Origin of the sequence: Antricoccus suffuscus (genome assembly GCF_003003235.1) — a bacterium.
GTDB classification, from domain to species: Bacteria; Actinomycetota; Actinomycetes; order Mycobacteriales; family Antricoccaceae; genus Antricoccus; species Antricoccus suffuscus.
This window is the reverse complement of the sequence record NZ_PVUE01000002.1, coordinates 243,675-259,502: the sequence shown is the minus strand read 5'-3', so window position 1 is coordinate 259,502 and position 15,828 is coordinate 243,675. Positions and strand designations below refer to the sequence as shown.

17 protein-coding genes are annotated in these 15,828 nt (G+C 64.3%); 3 read left to right on the top strand and 14 right to left on the bottom strand.

Features of this window, described 5'->3' with window-relative positions; genetic code table 11:
* Positions 1-58 precede the first annotated feature (58 nt).
* Both CLV47_RS04055 and dxr read right to left on the bottom strand, forming a co-directional pair.
* Positions 59-1,393: a M50 family metallopeptidase gene (locus CLV47_RS04055; RefSeq protein ID WP_106347709.1), complete on the bottom strand. Its 1,335-nt coding sequence runs from the start codon at positions 1,391-1,393 to the stop codon at positions 59-61.
* Positions 1,390-2,622 (bottom strand): 1-deoxy-D-xylulose-5-phosphate reductoisomerase, encoded by a 1,233-nt coding sequence (dxr, locus tag CLV47_RS04050; RefSeq protein ID WP_202862373.1) that lies wholly within the window; start codon positions 2,620-2,622, stop codon positions 1,390-1,392. The genes CLV47_RS04055 and dxr overlap by 4 nt, the downstream gene beginning before the upstream one ends.
* 178 nt (positions 2,623-2,800) lie before the next feature.
* Here dxr and CLV47_RS04045 point away from each other — a divergent pair, with 178 nt between their 5' ends.
* The gene (locus CLV47_RS04045) at positions 2,801-3,148 is read left to right on the top strand and encodes a DUF2631 domain-containing protein (protein WP_202862372.1); all 348 of its coding nucleotides are present in this window, start codon (positions 2,801-2,803) and stop codon (positions 3,146-3,148) included.
* 115 nt (positions 3,149-3,263) lie between these two features.
* On the opposite strand, the gene CLV47_RS04040 is transcribed toward CLV47_RS04045, so the two are convergent.
* Positions 3,264-3,827 carry a DivIVA domain-containing protein gene (locus CLV47_RS04040; protein WP_146135273.1) on the bottom strand — a complete coding sequence of 188 codons (564 nt, stop codon included), beginning with the start codon at positions 3,825-3,827 and terminating at the stop codon, positions 3,264-3,266.
* Position 3,828: 1 nt separating this feature from the next.
* Positions 3,829-4,944: a dual-specificity RNA methyltransferase RlmN gene (gene rlmN / locus CLV47_RS04035; protein ID WP_106347706.1), complete on the bottom strand. Its 1,116-nt coding sequence runs from the start codon at positions 4,942-4,944 to the stop codon at positions 3,829-3,831.
* 71 nt (positions 4,945-5,015) lie between these two features.
* On the opposite strand from rlmN, the gene CLV47_RS04030 reads away from it, so the two are divergent.
* Complete coding sequence (locus tag CLV47_RS04030; protein ID WP_106347705.1) at positions 5,016-5,726, top strand: TrmH family RNA methyltransferase; 711 nt, start codon at positions 5,016-5,018, stop codon at positions 5,724-5,726.
* On the opposite strand, the gene CLV47_RS04025 is transcribed toward CLV47_RS04030, so the two are convergent.
* The 5 genes from CLV47_RS04025 to rpsB form a co-directional block, all read right to left on the bottom strand.
* Complete coding sequence (locus CLV47_RS04025; RefSeq protein WP_238145214.1) at positions 5,723-6,697, bottom strand: phosphatidate cytidylyltransferase; 975 nt, start codon at positions 6,695-6,697, stop codon at positions 5,723-5,725. The two genes, CLV47_RS04030 and CLV47_RS04025, sit on opposite strands and share 4 nt — an antisense overlap.
* Before the next feature lie 24 nt (positions 6,698-6,721).
* Complete coding sequence (gene frr / locus CLV47_RS04020; RefSeq protein ID WP_106347703.1) at positions 6,722-7,279, bottom strand: ribosome recycling factor; 558 nt, start codon at positions 7,277-7,279, stop codon at positions 6,722-6,724.
* The gene (pyrH, locus tag CLV47_RS04015; RefSeq protein ID WP_106347702.1) at positions 7,276-8,016 is read right to left on the bottom strand and encodes a UMP kinase; all 741 of its coding nucleotides are present in this window, start codon (positions 8,014-8,016) and stop codon (positions 7,276-7,278) included. The genes frr and pyrH overlap by 4 nt, the downstream gene beginning before the upstream one ends.
* A 146-nt stretch (positions 8,017-8,162) precedes the next feature.
* Positions 8,163-8,984: a translation elongation factor Ts gene (gene tsf / locus CLV47_RS04010; protein ID WP_106347701.1), complete on the bottom strand. Its 822-nt coding sequence runs from the start codon at positions 8,982-8,984 to the stop codon at positions 8,163-8,165.
* 119 nt (positions 8,985-9,103) lie between these two features.
* Positions 9,104-10,072 (bottom strand): 30S ribosomal protein S2, encoded by a 969-nt coding sequence (gene rpsB / locus CLV47_RS04005; protein WP_106347700.1) that lies wholly within the window; start codon positions 10,070-10,072, stop codon positions 9,104-9,106.
* Between the two features lie 380 nt (positions 10,073-10,452).
* Here rpsB and CLV47_RS04000 point away from each other — a divergent pair, with 380 nt between their 5' ends.
* Entirely contained in the window at positions 10,453-10,998 is a 546-nt protein-coding gene (locus CLV47_RS04000; RefSeq protein WP_106347699.1) for a M23 family metallopeptidase, read from the top strand.
* Positions 10,999-11,098: 100 nt separating this feature from the next.
* Here the strand turns inward: CLV47_RS04000 and CLV47_RS03995 are convergent, their stop codons facing one another.
* From CLV47_RS03995 to CLV47_RS03975, 5 genes are all read right to left on the bottom strand, one after another.
* Positions 11,099-12,022, bottom strand: a complete 924-nt coding sequence (locus CLV47_RS03995) for a tyrosine recombinase XerC (protein ID WP_238145212.1) — start codon at positions 12,020-12,022, stop codon at positions 11,099-11,101.
* A 100-nt stretch (positions 12,023-12,122) separates the two neighbouring features.
* Positions 12,123-12,578: a hypothetical protein gene (locus CLV47_RS03990; RefSeq protein WP_146135272.1), complete on the bottom strand. Its 456-nt coding sequence runs from the start codon at positions 12,576-12,578 to the stop codon at positions 12,123-12,125.
* Between the two features lie 106 nt (positions 12,579-12,684).
* On the bottom strand, positions 12,685-13,839 hold the full coding sequence (dprA, locus tag CLV47_RS03985; protein WP_106347697.1) for a DNA-processing protein DprA: 1,155 nt from the start codon (positions 13,837-13,839) through the stop codon (positions 12,685-12,687).
* Positions 13,836-15,374, bottom strand: coding sequence for a YifB family Mg chelatase-like AAA ATPase (locus CLV47_RS03980; RefSeq protein ID WP_106347696.1), 1,539 nt, complete (start codon positions 15,372-15,374; stop codon positions 13,836-13,838). Before CLV47_RS03980 ends, dprA begins: the two co-directional genes overlap by 4 nt.
* A complete protein-coding gene (locus tag CLV47_RS03975; RefSeq protein WP_106347914.1) occupies positions 15,374-15,730 on the bottom strand; it encodes a YraN family protein in 357 nt (118 codons plus the stop codon). Before CLV47_RS03975 ends, CLV47_RS03980 begins: the two co-directional genes overlap by 1 nt.
* Between the last annotated feature and the right edge of the window lie 98 nt (positions 15,731-15,828).

Genomic DNA, 15,828 nt, shown 5'->3' with positions numbered 1-15,828 from the left:
GACCTCATGCTACTTCTCGTCCCGACACATCGGCAGACCCGAGAGCTCACGCCCAGCACTATTGGCTCATCAACGTGACCGGGTTGACGATATCCGCGACGACCAGCAGCACCGAGAAGGCGATGATCACGACCGCCATGACGTAGCCCACGGGCATCATCTTGGCTACATCGAGTGCACCAGCGCGCGGTTTGCCACGGATCCGGTGCACCCCGTTTCGCACTCCTTCTGCGAGGGCGCCGGCGGCATGGCCGCCATCCAACGGATACAGCGGTACAACGTTGAACAAGCAAAGAACCATGTTCAGGCTGGCCAGCAACGACAGGAAGTACGCAATCTTCTCGCTCGTCGACTGCGGCAGGTCGAAGATCTCACCCGAAATACGGCCTACGCCGACAAGCCCGACCGGCCCGTTGGGGTCGCGCTTCGCGCTACCGAATGTGGCGTCGATCAGTTGTGGCACCCGCTGTGGAATCTCGATCAGCCGCTGCGCCGATAGGCTCAGAAAATGCCCGACCTGCCCCGGCACTTCGGCGATGGACTGCGTCGTCAGTGGCGTGGTCGGCGAGATACCGAGGAAGCCAACGGTGACGTACTTTTTCGAGTTGCTGTCGGAGACCACCTTGTTCTCCATCGGCGTCACGGCGAGCGTGACGGCTTTGCCGTGCCGTTCTACGACGAAGTCGAGGTCCTTGCCCGCCGAGACGCGGATCTTGTTGCGTACGTCGTCCCAGTTGCCGGTCGGCGTGCCGTTGATGGACTTGATCTTGTCGCCGGGTCTGAATCCGGCGTCGGCGGCCGGGCTAGCGGGAGGGAGCTCGCAGCCACCTTGACCAATTGTGGGACATGGCTTGCCAGTGGAATCGATCGGCGTCTTGCAGTCCTTCACGCTCGAGGTCGCGGGCAGGACGCATTCGCTGATCGACGAGACCGTCAGCGACGGCTGCTGTACGCCAATGCCGCACAGGATGATCGCGAACAGGATGAAGGCAAGGATCAGATTCTGCAGGATGCCAGCGACCATCACAATGACACGCTGCCACCACGGTTTGGTGTAGAAGGCACGGGTTTCGTCGCCGGGTTGGAGTTCCGCGGACGACTGCGCCCGGATATCTTCGATCATCTTGCCGATTCGGCTGGATGCCTTTGGCGCGTCCGGTTTCGGAGGCGGGATCATCCCAACGATGCGGACATAACCGCCGAGCGGGATCCACTTGAGCCCGTACTCGGTTTCGCCTACTTTTTTGGACCAGATGGTCGGGCCGAATCCCACCATGAACTGGCTCGCGCGCATCCCGAATGCGCGCGCGGTGAGGAAATGACCGAGCTCGTGGAACCAGACCGAAAACAGCAGCCCGACAATGAACAGCAGTACGCCCAGGACATAGATCATCCGCGGCTCGTCCGCCGGTCGGCGTACCGCGCGATGTGTTCACAAGCCAATGCCCTGATCCAAACCTCGAGTTCGACTACGTCGCTGTACGACGCAGGATCTGCCGCGAGGTTCCGCGCGGCGTGCGCGGCCTCGACCACTTCTTCGACGACCGCGACAATATCGGCAAAACCTATGCGTTCGCTTATAAACGCGGCCATTGCCTCTTCGTTGGCCGCGTTGTACACCGCCGGCGCCAGGCCGCCGACCTTCGCGACGTCTCGGGCGAGGCGTACGGCGGGGAATGCGGCGTCGTCGAGCGGCTCGAACGTCCACGAATGCGACTGGGCCCAGTCCAGCGGTGGTATCGCGTCCGCGACCCGGTCCGGCCACCCCAGCGCGAGCGCAATCGGCAGTCGCATGTCCGGTGGCGAGCACTGCGCGATGGTCGATCCGTCGGCGAACTCCACCATCGAGTGCACAATCGACTGCGGATGCACGCTCACCGTAATGTCTTCGGGCGCGATTCCAAATAACAGGTGCGCCTCGATCAGCTCTAACCCCTTGTTGACGAGCGTCGCGCTGTTGATCGTGTTGGACACGCCCATCGACCAGGTCGGGTGTGCCAGCGCCTGCTCGAGCGTGACCCCCTGTAGGTCGCCCGCAGACTTGCCTCGGAACGGACCTCCGCTGGCGGTGAGGATAAGGCGACGTACCTCTTGGGCACGGCCGGCGCGCAGGCACTGCGCCATCGCAGAGTGTTCGGAGTCGACCGCGACTAACTGACCGGGCGCGGCCGCGTCGAGCACGAGTCGTCCGCCCGCCACCAGGGATTCCTTGTTGGCCAAGGCAAGCGTCGTACCGGCTTTTAGGGCGGCAAGGGTCGCGGCCAACCCCACCGATCCGGCGACCGCGTTGAGTACGACATCGCAGGGTGTGGACGCGATTTGCGCGGTCGACTCGGGGCCACCGATGATCTTGGGCATGCGGTAGTCGCCAGGAGTCAGATGACGTCGCTGAGCTTCGGCGTACATGCCGAGTACGACGTCCTCGACCGCCGTACCGTTAGCGACCGCGACCGTCTCGACGCCGAGGTCGAACGCCGCCCTCGCCAAAGAAGCGGGGTGTCGGCCCGAGGCGCTGAGCCCGACGACCCGGAACTTGTCGCGGTTGCGCAACGCCACGTCGATCGCCTGAGCACCAATCGAGCCTGTCGCGCCAAGGATGACGACATCGCGCGGAGAATTCACGCTGCTCATTGTCCCTCACAACGCAGCGGGGCGCGCACCCCGCCGTAGAGATGGCTCTCTCACCTTGCCGTTCGGACGCTGTGTGACGATCGCCGCCCGACATGCGCTGACCTGGTCACGCGGGGCCGTCAGGTCGATGGGATGATGTTGCTAGTAACTGCCCGTGCAAGGAGGACCCGTGACCAATAACCCTGTCATCCCTGACAACGATGTGCATGCTCAGCTGCTGGATGAGCCCAACGTCGAGGGTCCCCGGCACATCGCGACCGATGACGCACCCTGGGAAGCCGCTCACGGCCTGACACACGACGCGGGCGACGACGACCCGGCGCTCTGGGGCTGGCACCACACGTTCGGCAAAGCCGCACGCGGTGCTGGCTGGATCATCGCAGTCATCCTGCTGGTGATGTGCATCGGCAACCACGAAGGGCACGTCGAGGACCTGTGGCTCGCCGTCATCGCACTGATTATGATCGCCATCCTCATCTATGACATGGTGCGTCGCCGTAAATCCTGGCGCAGTTAGTTCGTCCGGCGCGTACGCACCTGACGGTCCGTCGTTGGGGCATCCTGAAAACCAAGAAATCCCCGCATCACAATGATGCGGGGATTTTTTCGTGCGCGATACGACCTCGGAGCGCCTAGGAGTCAACCGCTGCGCTCGTTACCCCGGCGTCGCGGGCCAGCGCAATAAGTTCGAGGGTCTGCGCCACCGCGACCTGCCGGTAACCGCCAGGCTGCTCGCGGAACGACAAATCCATGATCTGCTTCGCGGTCGGGGCTTCCGGACCGGCTAGATCAGCGCGCAGAGTATCCATAGCGGCGTCGACGTCGTCAATCGCGAAGCCCAGAACGGCGCGACTAACCCGGGGAAACCGATCCGCGTAGTGCGGCGGCGCGGCCATATCGATCACTGATCCTGGCCGGTCGGCGGGCAGATCCTCTTCACGCAGCTGACTTTCGGCGGATTTGACCTTGGGCCGCACCCGCTTGAGCCACTCGTCGACTTCATCGGAGTCGTACGCCGACGCGCCGCGCTCCTCGTGGAACACCATGATGCCGAGATCGGCCGCGGTGACTCCGTCACCCTCGGGTTTGCCTTTCAGCTTCGCGATGATCAAGTCGACGAAGTTGTCGACCTCGTCGTGGTTATATCCCTTACGCCCCATCCGGGGTTTGGAGAATTCCGGTCGTGAGACGAGCAAACTACTTCTCCTCTTTGGCGGCCAACTGTCCGCAGGCGCCGTCGATTTCCTGGCCGCGCGTATCGCGCACCGTGGTCGAGATGCCGGCAGCCTTCATCCGACGAACGAACTCGCGCTCGACCGGCTTGGGGCTGGCATCCCATTTGCTCCCCGGCGTGGGGTTAAGCGGAATGAGATTGACGTGCACCCATCCTGGGCCACCGCGCGACCGCAGCCGTTTGGCGAGCAGGTCCGCGCGCCACCCCTGGTCATTGATGTCGCGGATCAGCGCGTACTCGATCGAGATCCGGCGGCCGGTGTGTTCGGCGTAGTCCTTCGCGGCGTCGAGAACCTCGTCGACTTTCCAACGGTTGTTGACCGGCACGAGGGTGTCGCGCAGCTCGTCGTCGGGGGTATGCAGCGACACTGCAAGCCGGACGTGCATGTTTTCGGCGGTCAATCGTTTGATCGCCGGGACCAGTCCGACCGTCGAGACGGTCACACCACGCTGCGAGATGCCGAGACCCTCCGGAGCCGGCGAGGTGATCCGGCGTACCGCCGACATCAACCGGTTGTAGTTCGCCAGCGGCTCGCCCATCCCCATGAACACGACATTGCTCAGCCGCCCCGGGCCACCGGGAATCTCGCCCCTGGCCATCGCGCGCGCCGCGGCAACGACCTGCTCAACAATCTCAGCGGCGGACAGGTTGCGGGTCAGTCCAGCCTGGCCGGTGGCGCAGAACGGGCACGCCATCCCACAGCCGGCCTGGCTCGAGACGCATAGCGTCGTGCGGTCCGGGTAGCGCATGAGCACGCTCTCGACCAGGACGCCATCGAAACATTTCCAGAGCGTCTTGCGCGTCGTACCGTCATCGCACGTCAGATGGCGGACGACCTCCAGCAGCGGCGGAAAAAACTCGCTCGCGAGGTCGGCACGCTCGGCGGCGGGGATATCGGTCATCGAGTCGACGTCGTCGCTGAGCCGACTGAAGTAGTGGTTGGACAACTGCGTCGCTCGGAAGGCTGGGTAGCCCTTGTCGGCCAGCGCCGTACGCCGGCCTGCCAGATCGAGGTCGGCGAGATGACGCGGCGGTTTCGCCCCGCGCGGAGCATTGAAGACAAGCGGAAGTGATGACATAACGCCCTACAGTCTCTCACGTAAGAGCAGCAGCGTAGGTCACACTGAACAGCCCGGTATCGTCTGCGGCAATGACATCCCACACGCCGGCATCTGACACGCCTACGTCCGACACGCCTGAGTCCGACCCGCCTGAGAGCGCACAGTACGACGAAGGCACCCGTCCGGCGTACGCCCCACCCATCGGTGTCGGCCCGCACCCGCAGCCCTGGCCGGACGATCCACGTCTCGACCCGGAACTGCTCGCCGACGGTGACCGGCGCAACGTGATAGATCGCTATCGATACTGGCGGCTCGAGGCGATCGTTGCGGACCTGGACACCCGGCGACATCCCTTCGAGATCGCGATTGAGAATCTCGCGCACGACATGAACATCGGCACGGTCGTGCGGACTGCCAACGCATTTTTGGCTCGTCGGATACACATAGTCGGGCGGCGCAGATGGAACCGACGCGGCGCGATGGTGACCGACCGCTACCAGCACATCGTGCATCATCCCGATCCCGAGCAGCTTCGCGAACACGCCGAGCGCGAGGGTCTGCAGATCATTGGGATCGATAACTTGCCGGGTTCACGGCCGATCGAGCACGCCCGGCTTCCGGAACGTGCCATTCTGCTGTTCGGCCAAGAAAGTACCGGTCTGAGCGAAGAAGCGGTCGCCGTCTGCACGAGCTTGTATTCGATCAGCCAGTACGGCAGCACCCGGTCGATCAATGCCGGTGTCGCGGCCGGCATTGCCATGCATACCTGGATCCAGCAGCACGCTGCCCCGGTCGACTAGCTCACCGGGACGAACACCGACAGCAGCACAAAGGCGACCGCTGCCGACGGCAACAACGAATCAAGCCGGTCCATGACACCGCCGTGCCCGGGCAACAGCGTGCCCATATCCTTGACCCCGATGTCACGTTTGATCATCGACTCCCCGAGATCACCTAGCGTGGCAGTCGCGGCGATCGCCAACCCGTAGAGCAGGCCCTTCCACCAGGTCGCCTCGAACGCCAACGTAAACATCAATACGCCGAAGACCGCCGATCCGACGAGCGACCCGCCCAGCCCTTCCCAGGACTTCTTTGGCGAGATCGTCGGCGCCATGGGATGTTTGCCGAACAGCACACCGGCGATGTATCCGCCGGTGTCACTGCACACGACGGCGGCGATGAACGCGATTACGCGGGTTGCGCCATCATCTGGTACGGCGAGCAGGACAGCGAATCCGGCCAGGAACGGCACGTAGACGGCGATGAAGACCCCCGCCGACGTCGCAGTGAGATAGCCGTCGGCCGAATCAGCCATTCGCCATACGACCACGGCCAGCACGGTGAATAGCAGGCCGATCGTCAAACCGTCGATGCCTCGATACCAGGCCAGTGCGAGCATTGCGAGGGTGCCGATGAGCAGCGGCGAAATCGGTACGAGCGCGCCGGTCGTGCCGACCGCGCGCACGATCTCCCACACTCCGATGCACGCCGCGAGGGCGATCAGAATGACGAACGCCGGTCGGTAGACATACAGCAGCGTGACGGCCACCGCGCCGAGCAAGAGCCCGATACCGATTGCCGCACCGAGATCACGCCCGGCCCGGCCACCAGACTTCGGTGGCGGTGCGGCACCGGGGATTTGCGGTGGCATACCGCTGGATGGCGCCGCCTGATCTGGCGACTCGGCCGAGGTCGGGGGCGCTGACTCGGCCGGCGCCACGGGTTCGTGCGGCGTCGGACAGTCGGCGGAGGTTGCGGAAGATTCAGACACAGGCATCAGTCAGACGACGTGGCGCTAGACCTCAAGAAGCTCCGCTTCTTTACGCTTGACCACGTCGTCTACGGAGGCGATGTATTTGCTCGTCGTACCCTCGAGCTCCTTTTCGGCGCGGGCAACGTCATCTTCCCCCGCCTCGCCGTCTTTCTTGATCTTGTCGAGCGTCTCCATCGCCGTACGCCGGATGTTGCGGATCGAGATCTTCGCGTCCTCGCCCTTGGAGCGGACGGACTTGGCCATCTCCTTGCGGCGCTCCTCGGTCAGCTGCGGGAACACCACCCGGATGAGCTGCCCGTCGTTGCCCGGGTTGACACCCAGATCACTGTCGCGAATCGCCTTCTCTATCTCGCCGAGCTGGCTGGCATCGTACGGCTTCACTACTGCCATGCGGGCCTCCGGAATCGAGATCGTCGCAAGCTGCGGCAACGGCGTCGCGGCGCCGTAGTAGTCGACGTTGATGCGCGAGAACATCGCCGGCTGCGCGCGACCGGTGCGGATCGTTGACATGTCGTCTTTGGCCACTGTTACGGCCTTGTCCATCTTTACCTCGGCCTCAAGAAGGGCGTCATCAATCATCGTTTTTCTCCTCGCGAGACCTGTGATGCGGCATTGCTGATTACTGTTCCGATCTTCTCACCTGCGACGGCGCGAGCGATATTGCCCTCCTTGAGCAGGTTGAAGACGACGATCGGCATGTTGTTGTCCATGCAAAGACTGATCGCGGTTGAATCCGCGACCTTGAGCTGTTGCGCCAGAACGTCGGTGTATGCCAGTTCGGTGTACATCAGAGCGTCCGGGTCGATCTTCGGGTCGGCGGTATAGACCCCGTCCACGTCGTTCTTGGCCATGAGGAGTACCTCGCAGCCGATTTCGAGGGCACGTTGCGCCGCGACGGTGTCGGTCGAGAAGTACGGCATTCCGGCGCCGGCGCCGAAGATGACGACTCGGCCTTTCTCAAGGTGTCGAATCGCGCGCCGCGGGATGTAGGACTCGGCTACTTGACCCATGGTGATTGCGGTCTGGACTCGCGTATCGATCCCCGACTGTTCACAGAAGTCCTGCAGCGCAAGGCAATTGAGGACGGTGCCGAGCATGCCCATGTAGTCGGCGCGCGCCCGCTCCATGCCGTGCTGCGACAGTTCCGCGCCGCGGAAGAAGTTGCCACCGCCGACGACGATGCAAACCTCGGTGCCGGCGGCCAGCACCGCTTTGATCTGGCGCGCGATATTGGTGATGATGATCGGGTCGATGCCAAGGCGGCCACCGCCGAACGACTCGCCGGACAGTTTCAGAAGTACTCGTTTATAGGCCACTCGCGTCCTACCGTCCCTCTACTTGCATCGAAGTTGCCTGAAGAATCATCGCGCATACGAAGAGGGGCCGCCATCCCCGGTTATCGGTTTGGCGGCCCCTCATTCGTGAAATCCGTTCTCGAACTATGTCCTGACCGGCTCGCGCGCTACTTGACTTCCTCGCCGACTTCGTACCGAGCGAACCGAGTGACTGCCACTCCGCTGGCATCCAGAAGCGCCTTGACGGTCTTCTTCGAATCCTGCACCGAAGGCTGCTCGTTGAGCGTGTTGTCCTTGAAGTAGGAGTTGACCCGGCCCTCGATGATCTTGGTCATCGCCTGCTCAGGCTTGCCTTCTTCACGGGCAGTCTCTTCAGCGATACGCCGTTCGTCAGCAACGATGCTCTCGGGGACCTCGTCGCGGCTCACGTACTTCGGCCGCATAGCCGCGATCTGCATCGCGGCACCACGTGCGGCCTCTTCGTCGTCACCGGTGTACTCAACGAGTACGGCGACCTGTGGAGGTAGATCGGCCGCGCGGCGGTGGAGGTACGACGTTGTCGCACCGTCGAACCGGACGACCCGGCGCAGTTCAAGACGCTCTCCGAGCTTCGCCGACAGTTCCTGCACGATGTCGGCAACGGACTTGCCGTTGACGTCCTGCGAGAGGGCACCTTCGACGTTGTCGACCTTAGCCGCGGCCAGTGCACCAACGATCGCTTCGCCTGTCGACACGAACTCGTCGTTTTTAGCGACAAAGTCGGTCTCGCAGAGCAACTCGATGAGCACGCCGTCTTTGATCGTGACGAGGCCATTAGATGATGTGCGCGCCGCGCGCTTCCCGACATCCTTGGCGCCCTTGATGCGCAAGATCTCGACAGCCTTGTCGAGGTCGCCGCCGGTCTCGGTCAGAGCCTTCTTGCAGTCGCTCATGCCGGAGCCAGTGATCTCGCGGAGTTTCTTCACATCGGCAACAGTGAAGTCAGCCATTTTTGCGGTATTCCCGTCTCTTCGCCCGGGGTGGCCGGGCAGTTTTGATATCAGCAGTCGCACTCGGGGTCGGGCGGCAGCAGTACGACGGTAGTCGCGCGCCGCCCGACACCGGACGATTAGTTAGCGGTGGTTTCTTCGGTCTTGTCGCCTGCCGACGCTTCGGTCGGAGCCTCCGCGGCTGGTGCAGCCTCAGGAGCCGGTGCGACCGGTGCGGCTTCCGCAGCGGGTGCAGCCTCATCGGCTGGGGCGGCTTCGGCAGCCGGCGCAGTCTCGGCAGCTGGTGCCGACTCGTCACCCTTGAGGATTTCGCGTTCCCACTCTGCGAGCGGCTCGTTCGCAGCAGCATCATCGCGGTTGGGCTTGTCGTCGCCATCCTTGGCGCCGCCACCGGCATTCGCCGCGCGGGCCAGCAGGCCCTCGGCGACGCCGTCCGCGATCACGCGGGTTAGCAGGCCGGCCGAGCGGATAGCGTCGTCGTTACCCGGGATCGGGTAGTCGAGCTCGTCGGGGTCGCAGTTGGTGTCGAGGATCGCGACGATCGGGATACCAAGTTTCTTAGCCTCGCCAACGGCGATGTGCTCTTTTTTGGTGTCGACAATCCACACCGCCGACGGCACGCGGGCCATATCGCGGATGCCGCCGAGCGTGCGTGCGAGCTTGGTGCGCTCGCGCGACAGGATCAACTGTTCCTTCTTGGTCATGACCGTCTCGCCGCCGGTCTCCTCGATGGCTTCGAGCTCCTTGAGGCGCTGCAGCCGCTTGTGCACGGTCGAGAAGTTGGTGAGCATGCCACCGAGCCAACGCTGGTTGACGTACGGCATGCTGACGCGGCTGGCTTCCTTGGCAATTGCCTCTTGCGCCTGACGCTTGGTGCCGACGAACAGGATCGTGCCGCCGTGAGCAACAGTTTCCTTGACGAACTCGTAGGCGCGGTCGATATACGACAGCGTCTGCTGCAAGTCGATGATGTAGATGCCGTTGCGCTCGGTGAGGATGAATCGCTTCATCTTCGGGTTCCAACGACGGGTCTGGTGACCAAAGTGGACGCCGCTGTCAAGCAGCTGTCGCATAGTTACTACGGCCATTGCCGGAGCACTCCTTAACTGGCTTGCAGGCCGAACACGCCTGAAGCCTCTCGGTTTATCGCGAACACCGGTCGGTGTCGCGCCTAGCGTCCTGACATTGCCGCTCTACTGCCGTTGCTGTAGAGCGGACCAAGTGACTGTCCTTTTCAGAGACGTACTGCCGCGGAAAAGTGGACGCGCGAAGTCGGCCCGCCATCCCTTCCCTACCGGAAGTGAGACGAACCGCTGCTGAAAGTGTACGCGATCGCGCCGGTCACCCTGCATTCGCCCCGACGCCGATGCCACGTCACGCGCCGAGACTTTTCCACAGGCGGCCGCGTCGTCCACAATCTGCCTTATCGATCCAGCACCCGTCGTCTGCCCGATGGTTCAGTCGGGCCATGGACGGACACAACACCACCACAAAAACAACGTCAGCAGCGACGCGTGCGCGCTGGCTGATCACGGTGCTGGCGGCAGTCGCCCTCTTTGCCAGCACGCTGCTGCCCAACGAACCCGCCGCCGCCGGGACGCCGTCGCGTTGGGGTTGGCCGATCGACGGCGCTCATCAAGTCACGCGCGACTTCGACCCTCCGGCGGTCAAATGGGGCGCCGGACATCGCGGTGTCGACCTTGCTGGTGAGGTGTCGATGCCGGTGTACGCCGCGGGCGGCGGCACGGTGAGCTATGCCGGCGTCCTCGCCGGTCGCGGTGTCGTCGCGGTCACCCACCCCAACGGGCTCAAGACGACGTACGAACCGGTCACCGCTTCTGTTGTAGTCGGCGCCGTCGTCACACGCGGCCAACAGATCGGCGCACTCGAGGCCGGTCACGCCGGTTGCCCGGACGCGGCATGCCTTCATTGGGGACTTCGTCGCGGCGAAACCTACCTGGACCCGCTTGGCCTACTCAAGCCGCGCCACGTACGGCTATTACCCAAGAAGTAGTCACCCGACTTGCACAAAGTCCGCCGGGGCCGATTATCCCGGGCGCGTCAGCGAATCGGTGCGAACAGTTGGGCCGCGGGTGCGCGATCAAACAGCAGTCCTATGCGCGTGGATGCGCCTGCTGGAAAGTCGAGCGAAGACGTTCCACCGATACGTGCGTATAGATCTGCGTCGTAGCGAGCGATGCGTGACCGAGGAGTTCCTGGACCGACCGTAGATCGGCGCCGCCCTCAAGCAGATGGGTTGCGGCCGAGTGTCGCAGACCGTGCGGGCCGATATCCGGCGCGCCCTGGATTGCCTGCGCAGCGGCGTGTACGACGCGCCGAACTTCGCGCTGATCGATACGACCGCCCCGGACTCCGAGGATCAGCGCCGTGCCGCTACGAGCTCCAGCAAGTGTCGGCCGGGCCACGTCGAGGTATCGCGCCAGCGCCTCGCGAGCGGGCGCACCAATAGGCACGACCCGTTCCTTATTGCCTTTACCCAGCACGCGTAAAGCCTGCCGTTCGGCGTCGTAGCTACTGAGGTCCAGCCCGACGAGCTCGCTGACCCGGATCCCACCGGCGTACAGAATCTCTAGGATGAGCCGGTCGCGGACCGCCACCGGCTCGTCCCCGACGTCAGGATCGAATAACTGGCTGGCCTGCTGCTGGCTGAGCACTCCGGGCAGCGTCCGCTGCGCCTTGGGCGATGCGAGCTTCTGCCCCGGATCGGCGGACATCAGGCCACGACGATGTGCGAACGAGGTGAACGACCGGGCCGAGGCGGCACGCCGCGACATCGTGGTCCGCGCCGCACCGAGGGTGCGCTGTTTGCCAAGCCACGATCGCAGTACGGCGATATCAAGATCGTCCAGTGATGAGCCGGACATCCGGCGCAGGTGTTCGAGCAGGCTCGCGACATCGGCGCAGTACGCGCGGACAGTGTGCGCCGACACCGAGCGTTCGAGCTCGAGCTCCCGACGAAACGCAGCAAGCGCCGCCGCCATTGCCGGCGGCAGTTCGGTGTCGTCAGGTTGGATCACGCCTTAACAGTGGCCGACCGGTCTGGCCGATGCAACCAACCGCGCCGCCACCGGTTCGAAATCGGCCCCGATCCGTGACGTCGTAACGTGCCGCCCGCGCTCAGGCAAGGTCGTCGACGGTGATTTCGCGGACCGAGCCGCTCGTTGCCAGGTGTATCGGCCAGACCTTGAGGTCGAGCGACCTGCCCCACGCCAGCAGAGCACGTGTCTGTTGCTTGTCTATGGTCGTGATCTGGGAGGTACCCCGTCGTGACAAGGCCATCGCAAAGCTATGCGCGCCGGCGTCGCGAGTTACGTTGCAGATGGACTGGACTCCCGACAAGAACCGTTCATCGAGATCGTCGGGAAGTCCGTCGATAGGTACGACGACCGGCAGCTGGTGGCCGCGTTCGTCGAACCACAGCATCCATACGCTTCGCTGGTCGAAGAACTCGCCGTCGAGGATCAGGTGCCATCGGTCGACCAGGTCCGGGAGGCTGGTCACGTGCGGCGCGTCCACGAATTGCCGCTCAGGGAAGGGATCGGGGGTAGCCGAATCGGCTTCTAAATATGTCATGTTCGCAGCATCGCGAACATCGCCGATCGACGCAGGAAGCTGTCCACAGGCCGCCGCGTTCTCCACAGATCGATCGCCGGGGCTACCGATTCCGGATGATATGTGCTCACTTGGATCTCCTCGCCCGGCGCCATTGTCCGTCTATGCACTCGACCAGGCCCATGAGCTCAAGCTGCGTGAGACCGGCCAAGGCCCGGCTCACGTCGGAGGCGCCGACCTGGGCGATCGACTCGACGGGCGCCGGGCGCCGTACCGGCACAGCCTCCAGAATCGCCCGTACGTCGGCAGACAGCGCGTCTTCGGCCAACACCGGCCCTGACTCGAGCGGTGCGAGGTCGTCACCGATCTGGCCGATCGCATCGATGACGTGCGCGGCGGTGCCGACCGGTATCGCGCCGCCCTCTCGCAGCAGCTGAAGACATCCTCCCGACAGCGCCGACGTCACCGGGCCCGGAACGGCCATCACCGGGCGGCCAAGCTCCCGTGCACGTGCGGCCGTCGACCGTGCACCACTGCGCAGCGCCGCCTCGACGACGACGGTGCCCAGCGAAAGCCCCGCAATCAGCCGGTTGCGCACGAGGAAACGTTGCCGCATAGGCGCCGAGCCTGGTGGAAACTCGCTCGCTAACAGCCCATCGCGGGTGATGGCTTCAAGCATCTTCTGGTTGCCGGCCGGATACGGCCGATCGACTCCGCAGGCCAGCAACGCCACGGTCGGCTGACCGTTGGCCACGGCGCCGCGGTGCGCGGCGATGTCGATGCCGTATGCGCCGCCGCTGATGATCGTGTAGCCACGCTCGGCACAGCCGGCGGCAAGCTCCGCCGCGACGTGCATGCCGTACGCCGTCGCCGCGCGGGCTCCGACCACCGCGACCGATCGTGCGACGAGGTCGGCCAGCGAAGCCCTTCCGCGCACCCACAACGACAGTGGCGGTACGGCGTTCGCCTCCCCACCGGCACACGCCCGCGCCATGCCTGCGAGAGGGTCGCCCGGCCACTCCGGCGAGGCCGGCTCGATGAGCCGGATTCCCTTGGCGGCGGCTTTTTCTAGGTCGAACATCGAGGAATCGTTCTGTGCGCGGGCTCCGGCCGACTCTTGCAGACGCTGCGGTCCATCCCCTGCTCGCAGCTGCGCGGCGACCTCGACTGGCCCGAGGTCCTCGACGTACGCCCAGAGATAACGGTTGCCCGGTTCAATCGTCCGGCCCAGCCACGCCAGCGCGGCCAGCGTCGACCCATCCCCCACCGCCCCGGCCGTCATGCTGCCATCCCGGTGGCTCTGTTACGGAAGCCCAAAGCCTCGGCCACGTCGCCGTACGCGGGCTCGCCGCGACCCGCGAGGTCGGCGATTGTCCATGCCACGCGCAGGGTGCGCTCATACCCACGGCCGGAGATAAGTCCTGCGTCGTAGGCCTTCTCGAGAATCCCCCGCGCCTCACCGGATGGTCGCCAGTGTCGCCGAAGCACGTGGCTCGGCACCTGCGAGTTGAGCACCGCACCGGACTCGGCCCATCGATGAGCAGCCCTTTCGCGTGCCTCGATAACGCGGGCAAGCACGGTCTTGCTACTTTCCTCATTCGTGTCGTGATCGAGCAGTTGATGTCGTGACGCCGGCAAGAGCCCGATAGTCAAGTCGATACGGTCGAGCAACGGCCCGGAGAGCTTCGCCAGGTAGCGTCGCCGCACGATCGACGAACACACGCACTCGCTGTCGCCGGCCGCAGAGGCGCAAGGGCACGGATTCGCCGCGAGGATCAGCTGAAACCGCGCCGGAAAGGTGGTCACCCCGCGGGCACGGTGCACGGTGATCGATCCAGACTCCAGCGGCTGGCGCAACTGGTCAAGCACATGCCGCGCGAATTCCGGCGCCTCGTCCAGGAAAAGCACGCCACGGTGGGCACAGCTCGCGGCACCTGGTCGGATCAGACCGCTGCCGCCGCCAATGATCGCGGCCGCGGTGGCTCCGTGGTGCGGCGCCTCGAACGGCGGAAACCGGCAGAACGGCGCCGATGGGTCGATCATTCCGGCGAGCGAGTGGATCGAGGTCACCTCTAGCGCTTCGTCCTCGGCGAGTGGCGGCAGAATCCCCGGCAGCCGCGATGCCAGCATGGTTTTGCCGGCGCCGGGCGGTCCGCTGAAGAGCAGATGATGTGCGCCGGCCGCGGCGACCTCGAGCGCGCGGCGGCCGACTCCTTGCCCTCGTACGTCGGACAGGTCAGGGACGCTCGGCGCGATGTGGTGGTGCTCGACAGCGACCGACTCGACCGCCGATTCTTCGCCTTGTAGATGAGCAACGACATCCTGCAAGGTGGGCGCGCACAGCACTTCCATGTCGCGACCGTCGCCAAGCGGGATCGTCGCCTCGGCACGGTTTTCACTCGGCAAGATCATCCGGCGAAATCCCGCGCGGCTCGCGGCCAGCAGCGCCGGGAGCGCGCCGCGTACCGATCGCAGTTTTCCGTCGAGCCCGAGCTCACCGAAAAAGACCGTCCCTTCGACCTGGCGCGTCTTGATCTTCTCGTAGGCGATCAGCACCGCGACCGCCATCGCCACGTCGAAGCTGGTGCCGGTCTTACGCACGTGCGCCGGCGCGAGGTTGAACGTCACCTTGCTGTTGCGCCACTTGTGCCCAGAGTTCGCGAGTGCCGCACGGACGCGGTCTCGCGACTCGTTGATGGACACATCGGGCAACCCGACCACCTTGACGCCAGGCAGACCGCCACCGATGTGGCATTCGACGTACACCGGAATCCCACTCACGCCGTCGAGAGCGATTGACAGCGTCGTGCCGAGCACTAGAACACGTCTTTCAGATGCGTGACCTCAGGGCTCTGCCCACGAGGCGCGATGATGCTGATGACGTCGTACCGAACCGAGGTCGCATGCACGCGGTGTTCGCTGATCCAACGCGCCGCCAACGCGTGAATTCTCCGCGCTTTGGCCTCGTCGATCGCCTCGATTGGGTCACCGAACCACGTCGACGACCGCGTTTTCACTTCGCAGAAGACGAGACGCTTTCCGTCCATGGCGACGATGTCGAGCTCGCCGATCGGACAGCGCCAGTTGGCATCGAGTATGAGAAAACCCGAATATGCAAGGTGATTTCGGGCGAGCTCCTCGCCGTACTTACCCAACGCGTCTTTGGCGAGCATCGCCACCACCGTCCTTGTCTGTTGTCAATTGGTTGACAACAAACTGCCCGATGAGATCGCAAACCGCGCACGCGAAAAACTCGAATGTGGACGACACA